This window comes from Thalassotalea sp. HSM 43, assembly GCF_004752005.1.
Lineage (GTDB): Bacteria > Pseudomonadota > Gammaproteobacteria > Enterobacterales > Alteromonadaceae > Thalassotalea_A.
Genome location: NZ_CP038493.1, coordinates 3,600,884 through 3,618,515 on the forward strand (window position 1 = coordinate 3,600,884; position 17,632 = coordinate 3,618,515).

The following is a 17,632-nucleotide window of genomic DNA, read 5'->3' on the forward strand; positions in this document are numbered from 1 at the left end:
TATATTAGCACTTGCTAATACAAAAAGGTAGTTCATGCAGCCAGCTTTTAGATATGTACGAAAATGCGTTTAAATACAAAATGCTAGCGTCAATTGATTCAAGTGTAGTCGTTGTAACCCGCGAATACATAGTGATAAAAATTATAAAGCCAAGTACACTTAAGCAATAATAACAGTTGATTTAGATTCATTTATGGCACGCAAGTTACCACCTCTGCACTTATTACAAATATTTGAAGTTGCAGCCCGACTACAGAGTTTTAAACAAGCATCTGAAGAGCTGTTTATCACGCCGTCGGCGGTGAGCCATCAAATAAAAGCATTAGAAGAATTTCTTGGCTTCGAATTATTTATTCGTAAAACCCGTAAGGTGAGTTTGAATAATGCCGGTCGCAGTTATTTAAAAACAGTGCAAGATGCGTTGTATACCATCGAGCAGGGCACCGCAGAGATCACCCGCCAATTTCAATCGCCGGTATTGCGTATATCCACGTTTCCAACCATGGCGTCTAACGTCATTATTCCGCAATTAGGGTTATTTCAAAAGGCTCATCCAGACATCGATATTCGCATTGAGACCGGCATGCAATTGGCGGATTTGCGCTACAGTGATTTTGATATTGCTATACGCATAGGCAAAGGCGGTTGGCCGGGGGTGTTGAGCCAAAAGTTGATGAACGTCGATATTGCCGCCGTTTGCTCTCCTGAATTTCAGCAGCAACATGACTTACGTAAACTTGAACAGCTTAGTGATGTGCCACTGCTTGATTTGGGTAATATGGATAACATTTGGTCGACTTGGATGGGGTACTTAGGTGTTGACCGCTTTAAGGCAAAGACTCAATTAAGTTTTAACAATTATGACACCATGCTTGATGCAGCTGAGCAGGGGCTCGGGGTGGCTTTGGCTATGGTGCCGATTGAAAATCGATTGATAGAGCGCAAGTTATTAGTAAACCCTTTTGAAATAGTCACTCCATACACCAATGCGTTGTATGCGGTGTACCGTCCAGAAGACGAAGAGCGCCATGAGATCCATTGTTTTTTATCCTGGTTAACCAAGTCACCACTATTGCAACAACAAGTCAAAAATACTAAGAAAACCTCAACATAGTCATTCATAGCGGATTAATTTTCATCTGTTGTCATACGGTTGTCGGCATTTTGTCATCGAACACAGCGCGACTTAAACTTGTAAGTTGTTGATTGTTAATAAGATGTTAATAAATTTATCTGTGTTTCTTTATGGTTGAATGATATTCACCTATATGGTGAATATTTTCCCTTTGTACAAATCTCGGTCAATGCCTAGCATTAACACCATAAATTGCATACAAGCACCGGGAGCAAATCATGAAAATGAATCGTATGATGTTAAAAGGATATCGTTACTTAGCAACACTGTTAGTTTTAACCCCATTGATGGTGGATATTTTGTTGGTTAACAACATGGTGTATTCAATCCTATACCTACCGCTTATCAGTTTGCTGCTGGCAATTGTTGGTAAATATATCGACCTACAATTTATGATTGCCATTTTAAATGATGAGAAACGTCATCAGTTAGGCAAAGTGAGTAAGGTGATCCCTATGAAAAGCCGCAGCGCTATTGAGAAAAAAGTTGCTTAGCTAGACAGGGCTGTAATTGCATTTGTTATATGCCCGCATCGGTTGCTATTTTTCTTGCAGAAACAGTAAGCGCTCTTGTTGGTCAATATTGAAGGTAAATTGCTTAAGAAAATTCATGCCTAATAAACCATCGGCACTGTCCATACTTTCTAATGGCATAATAACCACTTCCAAATTTTCGACGGTCCAAGCGTCTATGGTAAATTGTTTAATAATAATGCTGTAGGCTTGCTCTTCACCGGATGCTGTTCGTATCGTCATAGTGCGATGCACATCATAGTTTTCTTGTGCTGATAATTCATTTAACAAACGTTCAGATATAACCGTTAATGATGCGCCAGTATCAATCATTAGACGCCCATAACGACCTTGATTAAATCGAGCATTAACCAACATATGGTCGCCATCTTTGATTAAAGGAATGCCGTTTAAGTTGCGTTCTTTACGCTCTATCATGCGCAGTAGTTTATTCAGTTGCACTTCAACTTGCGGTAAACCTTCGACTTGCTCAAGATACGCCAATGCATTGTCTATGTTATTTAAGTGAATATGCGCTTCACTGATGACCAGAATATACTCGACTTGAAATCCTTGCTGATCGATAAGCTTTTCTGTCTGCTCAATCAAAAGTGACCAGTTTTGTAATTGCATGATATGCGCAGACCATTGCTGATAATAAGCCTGCAACTGACTTTCTAAAAAACTGTGCTTGCGGCTGTCGAATTGATTACGTATCAGGTCGAGGTAACGTTCAAAAACCAATTCATTGTCACCGCGTTTTTTTAATATCGCCAATTGCACTATGCTGGTTTCGTAATCGTACGGAAATACTCTTAGCATTTGCTCGACAAAATCTTCAGAAATATTGATTTGGTTGCCTTTTAGCCAAAGGTTAGCCTGTTGTAGCCAGGTTAGTTTTAATTTAAAGCTGATGTCCTCGTCGCTAAAATAAATTTCTTCATATAGATCGACGGCCTGTGCAAATTGATAACTGTCAAAATATTGATGGGCTTTGGCGATAAGCAGGTTTAAGCGATTATCGTCGCTGTAAAGTTGATCGACTTTTTCTTGGGTTGAAATAGACGAAGAAAGACCATCACTGGCGCTCAAGGAACCATTGTTAGAATTGTTATTTGTTGACGCTGTGTGCATGGAAACGCCATTGGCAGGTTGCTCTGCAATGTTATTTTCGACTTGCGCTTGACGTTTTAATAGGGTGATATTGGTGTATATAGAAAACGATAACGCCAATAACAACAGCACGATAATTTTGTTTTTTGACATCGTGATATTCTACCTTTGCAATGGTTTGTCACTAAAAGCCATTGATTGCACTAAAATATTTAGATATACATTAACATACAATGTTGAGTTGCTCGAATTTACTGTTAGCGAATATCAGCTGATATGCATTTTTCTCCGACACGTTCGACATAATCAACACAATCGACGCGAGTATCTATGAAAAGAGTCATCGTAATTGTTAGCTGTTTGATGTTTAGTGGATGCGCCAGTTTAGGCGTTGAACCATGGCAGCGAGATCTGTTAGCAAAAAAAGAAATGGCGCTTAACAGCGGTGGTTTAGATACCATCGTCGACGATCATGTTTATTTTTCCAAGGAAGCATCCAGTGGCGGTCGCAGTTTTGCTGGTGGAGGCTGTGGATGCAATTAAAGGATGACTCCGGCAATAATGTCAAAGCCATCCTTGGCGCAGCTGCATGCTCATTACTTGGCAGCAACGCAAAAGCACAACAAGACGCCTGGCAGGTTGATACGGCGGTTTTGGTTTATGCCGAAGAGCAACGTGTTTCAGTCGTTGAAGGCATAGTTTCAGCGACAAAAGACTTTGGCGACCAACATATATTTAATGGCAAAATTACTGCCGATACATTAAGTGGTGCGTCGGCTAATGGCGCGGTACCTCAGCCTTATGTTCAGACATTTGCCAGACCAAGCGGTGATGGGGTATATCAAGTTGATGCCAATGAAACTCCCTTAGACCCAACATTTCATGACACCCGTTTACAGTTAAACGCCTCATGGTCACAGCCTGTTAGTGCCGACTCTCGTTATTCCGTAGCCGCTCATGCCTCGAAAGAATATGACTACTTTTCACTCGGTGTCAGTGGTTCGGTTGCTCGCGATTTTAATAAAAAAAATACCACATTAGCGTTTGGCCTCGGTGCTTTTATTGATCAAATTGATCCTGAAGGTGGCATTCCTAAGCCATTGGCTATTTTGCCGCAAGTCACACCGGATAGTGTATTAAACGGTAATGTGTTTACCGATTTATCATCAGGTGAAAACCCATATCGAATCGCTAAAGACGATGATAAAACCACCATTGATGTGTTGTTTGGTGTTACGCAGGTGCTCAGTCGCCGCGCCATCGTGCAATTCAATTATTCTTATTCCAGCGTAGATGGCTACCTCAATGATGCGTTTAAAATTGTTTCTTTAGTGGACGAGCAAGGTATTTCACAAGCACAAATTTATGAAAGCCGTCCGGATACAAGACAAAAACAAAGTGTGTTTGCGCAAAGCAAATATCATTTAGAGCATGACATTATTGATGTTTCGTATCGATACATGTGGGATGACTGGCAAATAAACTCGCATACCTTTGATTTGCGCTACCGCATACAATTAAATGGCCGTTACTTAGAGCCGCATGTTCGCTATTACGAGCAGCAGGAGGCCGAGTTTTTTCAACCTTTTGTGACAACGGAACAATGGCAAAATGAGCAACCGACACACGTCAGCGCCGATTATCGTTTGGGGAAAATGAGTGCCTTCACCCTCGGCTTTAAATACGGCATTTTATTTGATAAAGGGCGAGAATGGTCGTTTCGATTGCAATATTACCAGCAAGATCCAGATAATCCTGGCGTTGACGCGCCGGGCGTCTTGGCTGAACAAGATTTATATGAATCGGTTAAAGCCATCATATTTCAAGTCAGTAATTCTTTTTAGCGGCTAAGCCTATGACCACTGAGCGAGTAAAATCAAAACATCATGTTGATAGTCCATCAGCTGTCGCTGAGACGTTATTGCCATTCTCGTTAGCGAAAACCTCATTGGGTTACAAGGTATGCTTTAGCGCTATGGCAAGTCTTTGCGAAATTCTTATTAATAGTGATGATGACGTTGTGGTTAAGCAGTTAGCCCAAGCCATTGTCGATGAAACCCGCCGTATAGAACAAAAGTACTCAAGATACCGCAGCGACAGTGTATTAACTCATATTAACCAACAAGCGGGACATGAAACCGTTATTGACGACGAAACCAAGCGTTTATTTGCCTTTGCCAAACAGTGCTATCAATTAAGTGATGGATTGTTTGATATCAGTGCCGGTATTTTACGCAAAGCTTGGCAGTTTGATGGTTCCGACCAGCTACCTGTAGATAAAGACATTGAGCCATTGTTAGCGCACATTGGCTTAGATAAGTTACAGCTAGGCGCTGACACGATGTGGATGCCCGAATCAATGGAATTAGATTTAGGCGGCTTAGGAAAAGAGTATGCGGTAGATAGGGCGATGCTAATCGCCGAATCACTGATGTCAGACCTGAACACAGCATTGCCAGCGATATTGATTAACTTTGGCGGTGATATGTTGGCCAATAAAGCTCCGCTAAACACTGGCAATGAACGTCAAGCTTGGCAAGTAGGGTTGCAGCACCCTGATAAAAAACAACACGCAGTGCATACCGTATCTTTAAATACAGGCGCCATTGCCAGTAGCGGTGACGCAAATCGCTATCTTTTAAAAGACGGTGTGCGATACGCGCATATTCTTAACCCAAAAACAGGTAAGGCAATTGTTAATGCGCCGCGTTCAGTGACCATCACGGCGCCTAACTGTGTGCAAGCAGGCTTTATCGCAACCTGGTCGATGTGCCAAGGAGAGCATGCGGCGACATTTTTAAAAGAGCTGGATGTTGGTCATTGGTTGATTTGCTAACGTTTAGACTAGCAAGCTAATAGCAATAGCTGCATCAGCACCAGCAACAGCAACAGCACCATCATATGCCGATGATTGACGTAAGCAAAACAAATGCTTAATGTCTGATATAACCAGCAACACAGTGACTAACCTATGACGAACCCGCGCTTGAAAGACCATCGTATTATTGACTTCCTTAATCAAGGTAACACTTTGTTGTTGGATGGCGGCATGTCTAACCAACTTGAAGAACAAGGTTTTGATCTAAACAATAGCTTGTGGTCAGCGCAGCTTTTATTATCAGCGCCAAGTGCTATCGTTGCAGCACATTTGCATTATTTAAAAGCCGGAGCGCAATGCGTAATCACCGCAAGCTATCAAGCATCCGTTGCTGAGTTGACTAAATTAGGATTAAGCGAAAACCAAGCGAGTGATTTAATTGTCAGCTCGGTTACCCTAGCGCAACACGCTGTTGAGCAATTTATGCAGCTTAATCCAGATACCATGCGACCTTTTGTTGCCGCGAGTATTGGCCCTTATGGCGCCAGCTTAGCCGATGGTTCAGAATATCATGGTAATTATGGTGTGAGTGATGAGGTATTGAAAACGCATCACCAGGCGCAACTGTCATTATTAACTCAAACCGATGCCGATATGCTGGCATGTGAAACGGTACCTAGCTTACAAGAAGCCAGAGTGTTAACTGAGTTACTTAACAAGCAAACAAAACCCGCTTGGCTAAGTTTCTCATGTAAAAATGGACAACAATTAAACGATGGTACGCCGATTGAAGAGTGTGTTGTCGCCTTGCGTGATAGCGCAAATCCTATTGCTTTTGGCGTAAATTGTACCAACCCTACATACATGGTCGAACTCATCGAAAGAATCAAATCCGTTTGTAATGACAAGTTTATTGTTGTGTATCCTAATTCTGGCGAAGACTATGATGCACAAAGTAAAACGTGGCATGGGACGGCAACCCCAAATGAATGCGGTCTCGCCTCAGAGCAATGGTTAAACGCCGGCGCAAATATTATCGGCGGCTGTTGCCGTATGGGGCCAAAACATATTGCCTCGATAAAAGCCGCGCTAACGAAATCCAATGCCGACTAGTCGCGGTGAGGCCACTTCTCAAAAAGTTAACCATTGCGTTTTAATGCGATATAACAAATAAAAAAGGATTGGCAATGCCAATCCTTTCATTTTAAATGTTGCTCGCACGATTACTCGTATTCAGACGCGTATGTTTCTTCATAGGTGTGTGAGTACAGTTCAAATAAGTTGCCAAACGGGTCTTCTAAATACACCATTTTTGCTGGCTTGCTGTCGTCTTCTGGGTGGTAGCGCATAATATCCATACGTACCTTACCGCCAAACTTTTCAGTTTTTTCGATAACGCCTGCAAAGTCATCGGTTTGTAAACAAAAGTGGAATATGCCCAAACGAGAAAAGTCTAAATCATGTCGTTCAGCACGTTCTTTCATCTCAAATAATTCAACGCCAATACCATCTGATGTAACTAAGTGCGCAATATTAAAGCCTTTAAAACCTTCACCAAAAACGGCGATACACATACGGCCAATCGCTGATTCGCGCTCTTCAACAACGGTCGCTTTATTCATAACAATGTCAAGATCTAAAGCATTGGTGTAAAACTCAATCGCTTTATCCATGTCGCCAACCATAATACCTACGTGATTCATTTTCATAATGTACTCCAAACTTGATAATTAAATAATGAATAATTGAGCTGGATAAACCGTAACTCGATTCGATGAGGAGATTATATGAATTGACATGTATTATGTGAAATTATCAATTGTCATGGTATTGATAATAAGTTGTAATGACGCTTCTATGTTGAACATGCAACACTGCTTCCAGTTAGGTATACGCAGACGTTGATAGTGAGTTGCTTTATGCACCTGTCAGGCAAACGCTCAAAGGTAGGCTCTTTGAGCCGTGCTACCTAAAAGCTTAGGTTCTTAAAAGCTTAGGTTTTTAATAGCTTAGGTTCTTAATAGCTTAGGTTCTTAATAGCTTAGGGTATTGAATCGTGTTGGTATTTGAATATAGATACGGTGTTTTATTTACTCACCGTCGCTGTATTGAATATTTGCATTTCATTCTTAATGGTTTTGCGCATATCCATTAATTTTTTCGCGGTTTCGTGCTGTTTAATATCTTCGTCGGTTTCAGGAACCCATTGTGGGATATTTACCGGATGACCGCTCTCATCGACAGCCACCATGATGACAATACAATGTGTGGTTAGACGTTTAGATAACGATTTAGGATCGCAAGCAAGCACTTCTAAAGCAATATGCATCGAGGTATTACCGGTATAGATTACTTTGGCTTCAACTTCGACTAGGTTGCCAACGTGGATAGGCGATACAAATTGAATGCCACCAGCGTAAGCGGTAACACAATAACGTGAGCTCCAACCCGCCGAACAGGCGTAGGCGGCCAAATCGATCCACTTCATTACGGCACCACCGTGTACTTTGCCGCCGAAGTTGACATCTTGCGGTTCAGCGAGAAAACGAAGGGTGAGTGAACGTTGTGGGGCGGCCATAGGTAATCCTTATGAGTCTCAAACAGAGGAAAATAATTATTCAGCTTGCTATAGAGTGTATAGCACAAAGGCCATGATTTACAGGGATATAGTTGATTAATCAGGGAGTTATATAAAGGCTAACGAGTAGATTGCTAGACAGAGTTAATCTGTTGTGACGATGATGTCGGTTTTGGGAACCGAGCAACAAGGTAAGAATTCACCATCACGAATAAAGGCCAGTGGTTCACCGTTGACGTATTCAATATCACCTTCAACCAAGTTACAGCGACAGGCGCCGCAAAACCCATCACGACAATGATAATGAATCTCTATGTCGTTGGCTTCAAAATATTCAAGGGTGGTTTTATAGATAAGGTTGTCGAATTCCGCTTCGACAACCTTGTTATCTATGGTGACTTTGTTTCCCACAGGCTTAATGCTTAGGCCTGAGGTTACAGATCGAAGTCTTCAAAATCGGTTGAATCAACGGCGCTGTCCGTTTGACCAACCAGGTATGATGAAATCTCGGTTTCTTGAGGTGCAACCTGCACATTATCACTGCTCAAGTAAGAGTTGATCCATGGTAATGGATTACTCTTAATTTCAAATTGTGGCGCATAGCCAATCGCAGTCAAACGCTGATTTGATAGATACTCAATGTATTGCTTAAGAATTTCGCTGTTAAGACCGATCATAGAACCGTCTTTAAACAGATAATCAGCCCATTCCTTTTCTTGACGAATAACATCAAGGAAAATTTCTAGACCTTCTTGATGTAATTCTTCGCTGATTTCTTTCATCTCAGGATCATCTTTACCGCTCGCCCAAATATTTAGAATATGTTGAGTAGAGGTTAAGTGAACCGCTTCATCTCGAGCGATTAGCTTGATGATCTTGGCGTTACCTTCCAATAATTCGCGTTCGGCAAATGCAAATGAACAGGCAAACGACACATAAAAACGAATCGCTTCTAATGCATTGGTTGAACATACTGAACGGTAGAGCGCTTTTTTAATTTCGCGCTCAGTAACCTCAACTTGCTTACCTTCAACTTCGTAAGTACCTTCGCCTTGAGCTTGATATAACTGAGTCATCAAGATCAAACGGTCGAAGTATTGGCTGATTGTGCTAGCGCGTTTGATGATGTTTTCGTTAATAACGATATCATCGAATACGGCACTTGGGTCAGTAAACAAGTTACGCAAAATATGCGTGTACGAACGTGAATGGATGGTCTCATAGAAACCCCAAGTTTCAATCCATGTTTCTAGTTCTGGAATCGAAACCAAAGGTAGCATACAGACGTTAACACTGCGTGCGGCAATTGAATCAAGCAAGGTTTGATATTTCAGGTTGGAAATAAAGATGTGTTGCTCGCTTTGCGTCAATGACTGCCAATCGGCACGATCTTTAGAAATATCGACTTCTTCTGGGCGCCAGAAGAACGAAAGCTGCTTTTCAATCAGCTTTTCAAAAATAGGGTGCTTTTGCTGATCGTAACGGGATACGTTAACGGTTTGGCCCAAAAACATCGGTTCAAGTAAAGGGTTGTTTTTGGTTTGATTAAAAGTTGAGTACGACATCATTTCTCCTTTCAATACTGCCCAATATGTCGTCATTACAGTATTAAATTTTTATTTTCTGCTATCTCAAATCCAAGGCGTTTATTGTTCTGGTTATTCATTTAACCGTTTAGCGAAAAATCTACGATAAAGCCGGCTTTTTTTCAGGATTCGAGTTCACAACTTAATTGTGCCAAACCACCTAATTACACAATATATGGTGGTTAATAATTGGATAATAACACCAAATATGGAAATGTTTCTACTCAAATCAGGGGAAAATTGATAACTAAATTGTTTGCATTTCTAAATTCATTATGATGACAGCAATTTAGATAAATACCATGAATTTTGAATCTTTGACCGCAATTCTTGTCATAGTCAATTAATGGTTGCTTTTTAGCCAGATTTCTGGCTATTCTTAATTGCAATGACACACCAAAAATAGACCAAAAAAGATAGACTTATGATGCTGGCAACACTCCCGAGCCTGCCGAATTACCATGCTCTAGTAGTTTTAATCTTAACACTTGGTGCTTTATATCTTTTCAAACGAGAAGATATCTCCTTGGAAACCTCTTCGCTAACGGTTATTGCCGTATTAACGGTGTTTTTTGCTGTCTTCCCGTTCGAGTATAACGGCAATGTGATTGAACCTGTTTCGTTTTTCTATGGCTTTGGTCATGAAGCGTTAGTGACGGTTTGTGCGTTAATGATCATCGGTCATTCGTTAGTACGTACCGGTGCATTAGAGCCGATAGGGCGAAGTCTGGCGAAATTGTGGAAGATCAGTCCGCAAATATCGTTATTATTTACCCTCATTATTGCCGGTACGTTAAGTGCCTTTGTCAACAACACGCCAATCGTGGTGCTGTTATTACCTATCTTGATCAGTGTCGCGATTCGTACCAAAGCCGACCCAAGTGGCATGCTCATGCCGATGGGCTTTGCAACATTAGTCGGCGGAATGGTCACAACCATAGGTACATCAACCAACTTGTTGGTGGTCAGTGTTGCCTTTGATATGGGCTTAAAGCGCTTTGGTTTATTTGATTTTGCTATTCCTGCATTGGTTGCCGCATCCGCAGCGGTGTTATATTTGTGGTTGGTTGCGCCGCGTATTTTGCCTAAACGTGAAGCCAGTATGCCGGATACATCACCGCGCTTATTTAGCGCTTACCTTAGCGTTAATGACACGTGTTTAGCGGCAGGTAAAACCATTGCCGAAGTAATTAAATTGACCGATGGTCAATTGCAAATCCAAAGTATTCAACGTGGCTCTGACAATCATAAGCTTATGCCATTGCCAGACACCTTAATTCGCCCTGGTGATAGGTTGCAAGTACGAGATTACCCTGACCGATTAAAAGAGTTTGAACGGGTGTTAAAAGCAACCTTGTACTCAGGAAAACACAAACTCGATGCGGATCACCCATTAGAGCCCGGTTCTCAGGTGCTCGCTGAAATTGTAGTGATATTAGGCTCAGGCTTGATAGGCCGTACTTTAAAAAGCGTCAGTTTTGCTCACGAATACGGCTTATCGGTCATTGCCTTACATCGCGATGGTAAAGCGATGGAAATCGGCCGTAAAAGCATTGGTAATGTGACCTTGAATATTGGCGATATATTGCTGGTACAAGGTGATGTGGAGCAAATAGAAAAACTAAAAACCAAACAAGGTATTTTGGTTGTCGATGGCGCTGCAAAGATAGTCCACACTCGAAAAGCGCCATTGGCACTCGGTATTCTTTGTGCCGTGGTTACCTTGCCTGTATTGGATATTTTGCCAATCGTGGTGAGCTCAATTGTTGGCGTGCTGTTGCTATTGATGACACGGTGTCTTAATTGGAAAGAAGTCAGTGCCGCATTGAGCACTCAGGTTATTTTAATCGTTGCTGCGTCATTGGCGTTAGGTACGGCGATGATGGAAACCGGCGGCGCTCAGTATTTGGCTGAATTGTTTGTTGCTATGTCCTCTTCGCTGCCCACCGGCGGTGTCCTCGCAGCATTGATGTTACTGCTGGCTATCTTAACCAATGTGGTATCGAATAACGCCGCTGCGGTTATCGGTACACCGATTGCTATTTCTGTGGCTCAACAGCTTGGTGCACCGGCAGAGCCCTTTGTGCTGGCGGTTTTATTTGGTGCTAATTTAAGTTACGCCACCCCAATGGCTTATAAAACCAACTTGCTGGTGATGAACGCTGGTGGTTATCATTTCTCTGACTTTATGAAAGTCGGTATCCCGCTCAGTATCCTGATGTGGATTATCCTATCATTCACGCTTAACTACATGTATTTGTAGGCAGCAACATTAACTTTTTCTATAAGTTAACAAAGCCTCACTAAATAAACGCAAAAAAAAGCCCCACTAAAGAGTGGGGCGAATAATTTGCATTTCAGGGAGGAAAACTATGAAAAGTTAACTGTCTTAAATGTTATACCTTTAGCAAAATAATACCGTTAACCAAATGTAAAAGCCTGCAAGACTTTGTTGTTATAAAGATGTAAAGATTACGTGTTCGCTGTAAATCGTTGTCACGGGCAGGTTTGTATATATAGATATTAACTTTGCTTGACGTGTTTGATTGAAGTGCATGCGCGAGGCGGTTGCGGGCTTGCTGATAACGTTCATTGTTATTGAAGCTATTTGAACTCATGCCTGCGCTGTCGGGTTACTGTGCAGTGGTTTTCAATCACAGTACCCAGTCTTATACATAAAAACTTGCGCATACATGCTCAGGCCTAAAATCTAGCACCTAAAATCGGGCCATAAAAAAAGAGAAGGGCATGCCTTCTCTTTTTATCGATAGATAGCGAGGTAAGATTAAATCTTACATGCACCGCCTTCACAACCATCATCCATATCGCCCTGGCTGTCATCAGCACCATCGCGGGTATTATGGTAATACATGGTTTTAACGCCAAGTTTATAAGCAAGCAATAAGTCTTTAAGGATTTGCTTAACCGGCACTTTACCGTTTTCGAATTTACTTGGGTCGTAGTTGGTGTTTGCAGAAATCGTTTGGTCAACGAATTTTTGCATAATAGCAACCAGTTCAAGATAACCGGTGTTATTTGGAATATTCCAAAGTAACTCGTAGTTGTGTTTCAATCGCTCGTATTCAGGCACAACTTGCTTCAATACACCGTCTTTTGACGCTTTAACTGAAATCAAACCACGTGGCGGTTCAATACCGTTAGTCGCATTCGAAATCTGTGATGAGGTTTCTGACGGCATAAGTGCTGAAACGGTCGAGTTACGCACACCATATTGCTTAATGTTTTCACGCAAACCTTCCCAATCAAGATGCAACGACTCAGAACAGACTTTGTCGACTTCTTTTTTGTAGGTATCAATCGGTAAGATACCTTTAGAAAGTTTGGTTTCGTTAAATAATGGGCAAGCACCTTGCTCTTTCGCTAACTGATTCGACGCTTTAAGCAAGTAATACTGAATCGCTTCGAATGTTCTATGTGTTAGGTTGTTTGCACTACCATTTGAGTAGAACACGCCATTTTTGGCTAAGTAGTATGCGTAGTTAATGACACCAATACCTAAGGTACGACGACCGACAGTGGCATTTAATGCCGCTGGTACTGGGTAGTCTTGATAATCTAATAAGCTATCTAGCGCACGAACCGCTAAATCGGCTAAACCATCAAGTTCGTCTAACGACTCAATTTTACCTAAGTTAAAGGCTGATAGGGTACATAGCGCGATTTCACCATCTGGATCATTAACATGAGCAAGTGGTTTCGTAGGTAGGGCAATTTCCAAACATAAGTTTGATTGACGAACCGGAGCCACTTTTGGATCAAACGGGCTGTGCGTATTACAGTGATCAACGTTTTGCAGGTATATACGACCTGTTGACGCACGTTCTTGTGCAAACAAGGTAAATAGCTCAATGGCTTTAATGCGCTTCTTACGAATAGTTGAATCGTTTTCGTATTTAACGTAAAGCTCTTCGAATAATTCTTGATCTTCAAAGAAAGCGTCGTATAAACCAGGTACGTCTGACGGGCTGAACAAGGTAATGTATTCGCCTTTGATCAAACGCTGATACATGGTTTTGTTAAATTGAACGCCGTAATCTAAATGACGAACACGGTTCTCTTCAACACCACGGTTGTTTTTAAGAACCAATAAGCTTTCAACTTCAAGGTGCCAAAGTGGATAAAACAATGTTGCTGCGCCACCACGTACACCACCTTGTGAACAGCTTTTAACCGCTGTTTGAAAGTGTTTGTAGAATGGAATACAACCAGTATGGAATGCTTCACCGTCGCGAATCGGGCTACCTAGCGCACGAATACGACCGGCATTAATACCAATACCTGCACGTTGTGAAACGTATTTTACAATGGCGCTTGATGTGGCATTAATCGAATCAAGGCTATCACCGGTCTCAATCAATACACATGATGAGAACTGGCGTGTTGGTGTACGTACACCGGCCATAATAGGCGTTGGCAGTGAAATCTTGAATAGCGAAATGGCATCGTAGAAGTCACGTACATAGCGCATACGAGTATCTTGTGGGTACTTAGCAAACAAACACGCTGCAACTAATACATACAAGAACTGGGCACTTTCATAAATCTCGCCGGTAACTCGGTTTTGCACCAAGTATTTACCTTCAAGCTGCTTAACCGCACCATAACTGAAGGTTTTATCACGATCATGGTCTAGGAAAGAGTCCATTTCAGCAAATTCTGCAGGGCTGTAGTCAGCCAGCAAATGCTCATCATACTTACCAAGTTCAACCATTTTTTGAACGTGATCAAATAGCGCTGGCGGCTCATATTGGCCGTAGGCTTTTTTACGTAAATGGAATACCGCTAAGCGAGCAGCCAAGTATTGGTAATCTGGTGTTTCTTCTGAAATTAAATCAGCGGCAGATTTAATGATGGTCTCATGGATATCTTCCGTTTTGATGCCATCGTAAAACTGGATGTGTGACTTAATTTCTACTTGAGATACGGAAACTGATTCTAATCCTTCCGCTGCCCAGTCGATTACCTTGTGGATTTTGTCTAAGTCGATTGGCTCTTTTTCACCGGTACGCTTAGTGACAAAAAGGTTGTTGTTCATGAATGACCTGTCTTTATAGTTTTTATACATAGCTTTGACTTGTATGCAAAGGGCAGTAATACGTGATCTGCTTTCCCTGCTTTTTTATTTGTAGTTATTGTTATTTATTAGCGCTGGCTTGCAGCCACACAGCTTCATGCCGTGTGTATTTTCTACCCTGATTGCACACTTTTACAACAAAAAGCGATGCACAATATGTTGGGGTTTTTAATGTATCTAGTCACAAGATAATGAGGTTTTGACCTTAATGCAACCCCAATAAATAGTGAATAAATTGTGGAAAAATCACTTGCGCTTTCCCGGTTAGTAACAACTTACATTGTGCGCTTTATTTCTAAAGAGAATCGCAAAAAAGCAAGATCTTTTTTTAGCTAAAAAATTTTTTTTAAGATCTTTTTGGTTGTTTTTTGACCTTGTTATACTAAAAACGACTATTCAATTTAAATGCTTTTTAAAACAGTGGGTTACAGGTTTGGGCGATCTTTGGCCTGATCTTCGACAGCAAGAATGTGCAAAGGGTGAGCAACGCAATAATTTGCTTGCCAACTGGCTAATTCTTGTTCGTTTTTAATATAACCCCATTTGGCAATCACGGTCGTCATATCCGCACGTCGACCAGCCTGGATATCGCGCTCTGCATCACCAAAATACCAAATATCTTTGCTGGCCACACCAAGGGCTTCACTGGCCAGTAACATTGGCGCAGGGTCCGGTTTACGTTGTGGTAACGTATCGCCGCTGACATTAATGATCGATTGTTTAAATTCTGGGTACTGCAACATTAATGGATCGGTAAGAAACGCGGGCTTATTTGTTACCACGCCCCAAGGCACATTTTGACGTTCAATGGCATCAATAAGCTCAACGATGCCGTCAAACGGTTTGCTGTGAACGGCAATATTTTCGAGATAGTAATCGAGAAATTCTTGGCGCAATTGCTCGCGGTCAAAATGCACCAGTTGCTCGGCAAAGCCAAGATCGAGCAATGGGTAGACACCATCGGATGCAACCAAGCGATATTGTTCGTATGAGACGTGCTCAAAGCCATATTTATCCATCAAATAATTGAGGCACGCACCTAAGTCTTTTGCGGTATCGAGTAGGGTGCCATCAAGATCAAACAACACGCCTTTAGCTTGGCTTAGCATAGTTTTGGTATCCGTAAGTTATTCGGTAATTTTTTGACAAGCGATAAGATAATTGACATCCAAACCATCGCCTAATTTATGATTCTCGGTCACTGGATTGTAATGAATGCCTGTCGCATCAAAACATTTTAAATTAACATTTTCGGCCCAGCCGATAAGCTCACTCGGTCGAATAAACTTGTCCCAATCGTGGGTGCCATTAGGTACGATTTTTAATACTTTTTCGGCGCCAATTATCGCGAATAAGTAGGATTTGATGGTTTTATTTAATGTAGAAAAAAACACATAACCACCGGGTTTAACCATGTCGCTGCAGGCTTTAACGATTGACGCCGGATCAGGCACATGTTCAAGCATTTCCATACAGGTTACGACATCAAACTGTTCTGGGCATTGTTCGGCTTTTTCTTCAACGGGAATTTTTTGGTAATTGAGGTCAACACCACACTCTAAAGCATGCAGCTTGGCAACATTTAACGGCTCTTCACCCATATCGATACCCGTTACCTTAGCGCCGAGTCGAGCCAGACTTTCAGCGAGAATGCCACCGCCGCAACCAACATCGATAATGTCTAAGTCAAATAAGTCACCAACATGTGACGTTATAAAATTTCGACGTAAAGGATTGATCTGATGTAGTGGTTTGAAATCACCTTGTAAATCCCACCATTGGTGAGCAACGGCTTCAAATTTAGCGATTTCTTCAGGGTTAACGTTTAAAGGTTTTGACATAGGTATAAACAACTTGATGAGAATGATTCGATTCTAGCCCAGGTAAACAATTAATATCAAAGGAAACTTGGTGTTAATTGTGTAATACGGATGATAGTCAATATAGGTTTATCGTCGATTATTGACTATTTTCTGTATCAAAGGATTGATTGTTTACCACTTTTATTCGTTCTCTGGCGTCAGTGAAAAGCTTTGCTAGATAACTGCGATAATCGCGTAGGGTGGCATGACTGCGACGCCACGCAGAGAATACAGACAGTGATTGCGGGTGATTGGCGACATAATCGTAATCTACTTCAAAAGCCAGGCCACGACCACTTGGGTGAGGCAAGGTTTTGCCAATTCGTTGTTGATCTTGTTCATTCCAATCTTGACCATCAAAAATATCGAGCATTTCTTTATCGGTTGTAATCGCACTGTCGATACGAATAAATAGGTTGCGCAATTCGTTATCACGAATAAGAGCAAAGTCACCCGCGGCAATCAGCGCATTGTATCCGCCCATTTCTAACATCAATGGTGGGCGTTGTTTTAAGGTTAATACCGCCCATTTAAAGCGTTCGACTTCCTCGTCATCTTGCGGTTTTTGCTTGATGATTTTGGAAATGGCATACATGCTGTCGTTGACTCGTTCATCATGATGCGCAACTAAGGCATTGGCTTTCTCTATATTAACGCCAAAATCGCGATAGATTTGACTGAGATACTGTTGTTCTTTGGCATTGTCTTTGCGCTGTTCATTCCAGTCGGTTATTTGTAATCCGACGACGATACCCAGCACAACGACCAGAAAATCTAGGATGACCGCTGTCCAGTTTTGTTGTTTTAAATGAAGGTTAATGCGTCGTAATAGCATAATAGTAAGTGCTTTGTATGGTGTTATTCACTAAATGTAGTCTATATCTTACTGTTTTATAAAAATAAAAGGCAAACCGCAGGAGATTCGGTTTGCCT

General features: G+C 41.6%; 16 protein-coding genes. 7 read left to right on the forward strand and 9 right to left on the reverse strand.

Annotation, left to right across the window (positions count from 1 at the left end; translation table 11 throughout):
- The first annotated feature begins 193 nt into the window (after positions 1-193).
- Together E2K93_RS15820 and E2K93_RS15825 are read left to right on the forward strand one after the other, a co-directional pair.
- Positions 194-1,114, forward strand: a complete 921-nt coding sequence (locus tag E2K93_RS15820; RefSeq protein ID WP_135440016.1) for a LysR substrate-binding domain-containing protein — start codon at positions 194-196, stop codon at positions 1,112-1,114.
- Positions 1,115-1,353: 239 nt separating this feature from the next.
- A complete protein-coding gene (locus tag E2K93_RS15825) occupies positions 1,354-1,629 on the forward strand; it encodes a hypothetical protein (RefSeq protein WP_135440017.1) in 276 nt (91 codons plus the stop codon).
- A gap of 45 nt (positions 1,630-1,674) precedes the next feature.
- Here the strand turns inward: E2K93_RS15825 and E2K93_RS15830 are convergent, their stop codons facing one another.
- Entirely contained in the window at positions 1,675-2,913 is a 1,239-nt protein-coding gene (locus E2K93_RS15830) for a retropepsin-like aspartic protease (RefSeq protein ID WP_135440018.1), read from the reverse strand.
- Positions 2,914-3,090: 177 nt separating this feature from the next.
- On the opposite strand from E2K93_RS15830, the gene E2K93_RS15835 reads away from it, so the two are divergent.
- The 4 genes from E2K93_RS15835 (at position 3,091) to mmuM (ending at position 6,691) form a co-directional block, all read left to right on the forward strand.
- Positions 3,091-3,303 (forward strand): DUF4266 domain-containing protein, encoded by a 213-nt coding sequence (locus E2K93_RS15835; protein WP_135440019.1) that lies wholly within the window; start codon positions 3,091-3,093, stop codon positions 3,301-3,303.
- Complete coding sequence (locus E2K93_RS15840; protein ID WP_135440020.1) at positions 3,294-4,604, forward strand: DUF3570 domain-containing protein; 1,311 nt, start codon at positions 3,294-3,296, stop codon at positions 4,602-4,604. Before E2K93_RS15835 ends, E2K93_RS15840 begins: the two co-directional genes overlap by 10 nt.
- Before the next feature lie 11 nt (positions 4,605-4,615).
- Positions 4,616-5,596 (forward strand): FAD:protein FMN transferase, encoded by a 981-nt coding sequence (locus tag E2K93_RS15845; RefSeq protein ID WP_135440021.1) that lies wholly within the window; start codon positions 4,616-4,618, stop codon positions 5,594-5,596.
- Between the two features lie 135 nt (positions 5,597-5,731).
- Positions 5,732-6,691: a homocysteine S-methyltransferase gene (gene mmuM / locus E2K93_RS15850; protein ID WP_135440022.1), complete on the forward strand. Its 960-nt coding sequence runs from the start codon at positions 5,732-5,734 to the stop codon at positions 6,689-6,691.
- Positions 6,692-6,801: 110 nt separating this feature from the next.
- Here the strand turns inward: mmuM and E2K93_RS15855 are convergent, their stop codons facing one another.
- The 4 genes from E2K93_RS15855 to nrdB all read right to left on the reverse strand — a co-directional run bounded on the left by E2K93_RS15855 (position 6,802) and on the right by nrdB (position 9,721).
- The gene (locus E2K93_RS15855; protein WP_135440023.1) at positions 6,802-7,287 is read right to left on the reverse strand and encodes a VOC family protein; all 486 of its coding nucleotides are present in this window, start codon (positions 7,285-7,287) and stop codon (positions 6,802-6,804) included.
- A 377-nt stretch (positions 7,288-7,664) separates the two neighbouring features.
- Positions 7,665-8,156 carry an acyl-CoA thioesterase gene (locus tag E2K93_RS15860; RefSeq protein ID WP_135440024.1) on the reverse strand — a complete coding sequence of 164 codons (492 nt, stop codon included), beginning with the start codon at positions 8,154-8,156 and terminating at the stop codon, positions 7,665-7,667.
- A 144-nt stretch (positions 8,157-8,300) separates the two neighbouring features.
- Positions 8,301-8,510 carry a class I ribonucleotide reductase maintenance protein YfaE gene (gene yfaE, locus E2K93_RS15865; protein ID WP_228445621.1) on the reverse strand — a complete coding sequence of 70 codons (210 nt, stop codon included), beginning with the start codon at positions 8,508-8,510 and terminating at the stop codon, positions 8,301-8,303.
- An 80-nt stretch (positions 8,511-8,590) separates the two neighbouring features.
- On the reverse strand, positions 8,591-9,721 hold the full coding sequence (nrdB, locus tag E2K93_RS15870; RefSeq protein WP_135440025.1) for a class Ia ribonucleoside-diphosphate reductase subunit beta: 1,131 nt from the start codon (positions 9,719-9,721) through the stop codon (positions 8,591-8,593).
- A 547-nt stretch (positions 9,722-10,268) separates the two neighbouring features.
- On the opposite strand from nrdB, the gene E2K93_RS15875 reads away from it, so the two are divergent.
- Positions 10,269-12,005, forward strand: a complete 1,737-nt coding sequence (locus E2K93_RS15875) for an SLC13 family permease (RefSeq protein ID WP_228445367.1) — start codon at positions 10,269-10,271, stop codon at positions 12,003-12,005.
- Positions 12,006-12,527: 522 nt separating this feature from the next.
- Here the strand turns inward: E2K93_RS15875 and nrdA are convergent.
- The 4 genes from nrdA to E2K93_RS15895 all read right to left on the reverse strand — a co-directional run bounded on the left by nrdA (position 12,528) and on the right by E2K93_RS15895 (position 17,534).
- On the reverse strand, positions 12,528-14,798 hold the full coding sequence (nrdA, locus tag E2K93_RS15880; protein ID WP_135440027.1) for a class 1a ribonucleoside-diphosphate reductase subunit alpha: 2,271 nt from the start codon (positions 14,796-14,798) through the stop codon (positions 12,528-12,530).
- 464 nt (positions 14,799-15,262) lie between these two features.
- Positions 15,263-15,946 (reverse strand): HAD family hydrolase, encoded by a 684-nt coding sequence (locus E2K93_RS15885; protein ID WP_135440028.1) that lies wholly within the window; start codon positions 15,944-15,946, stop codon positions 15,263-15,265.
- 18 nt (positions 15,947-15,964) lie between these two features.
- Positions 15,965-16,678: a bifunctional 2-polyprenyl-6-hydroxyphenol methylase/3-demethylubiquinol 3-O-methyltransferase UbiG gene (gene ubiG, locus E2K93_RS15890; protein WP_135440029.1), complete on the reverse strand. Its 714-nt coding sequence runs from the start codon at positions 16,676-16,678 to the stop codon at positions 15,965-15,967.
- 118 nt (positions 16,679-16,796) lie between these two features.
- The gene (locus E2K93_RS15895; RefSeq protein WP_135440030.1) at positions 16,797-17,534 is read right to left on the reverse strand and encodes a hypothetical protein; all 738 of its coding nucleotides are present in this window, start codon (positions 17,532-17,534) and stop codon (positions 16,797-16,799) included.
- Between the last annotated feature and the right edge of the window lie 98 nt (positions 17,535-17,632).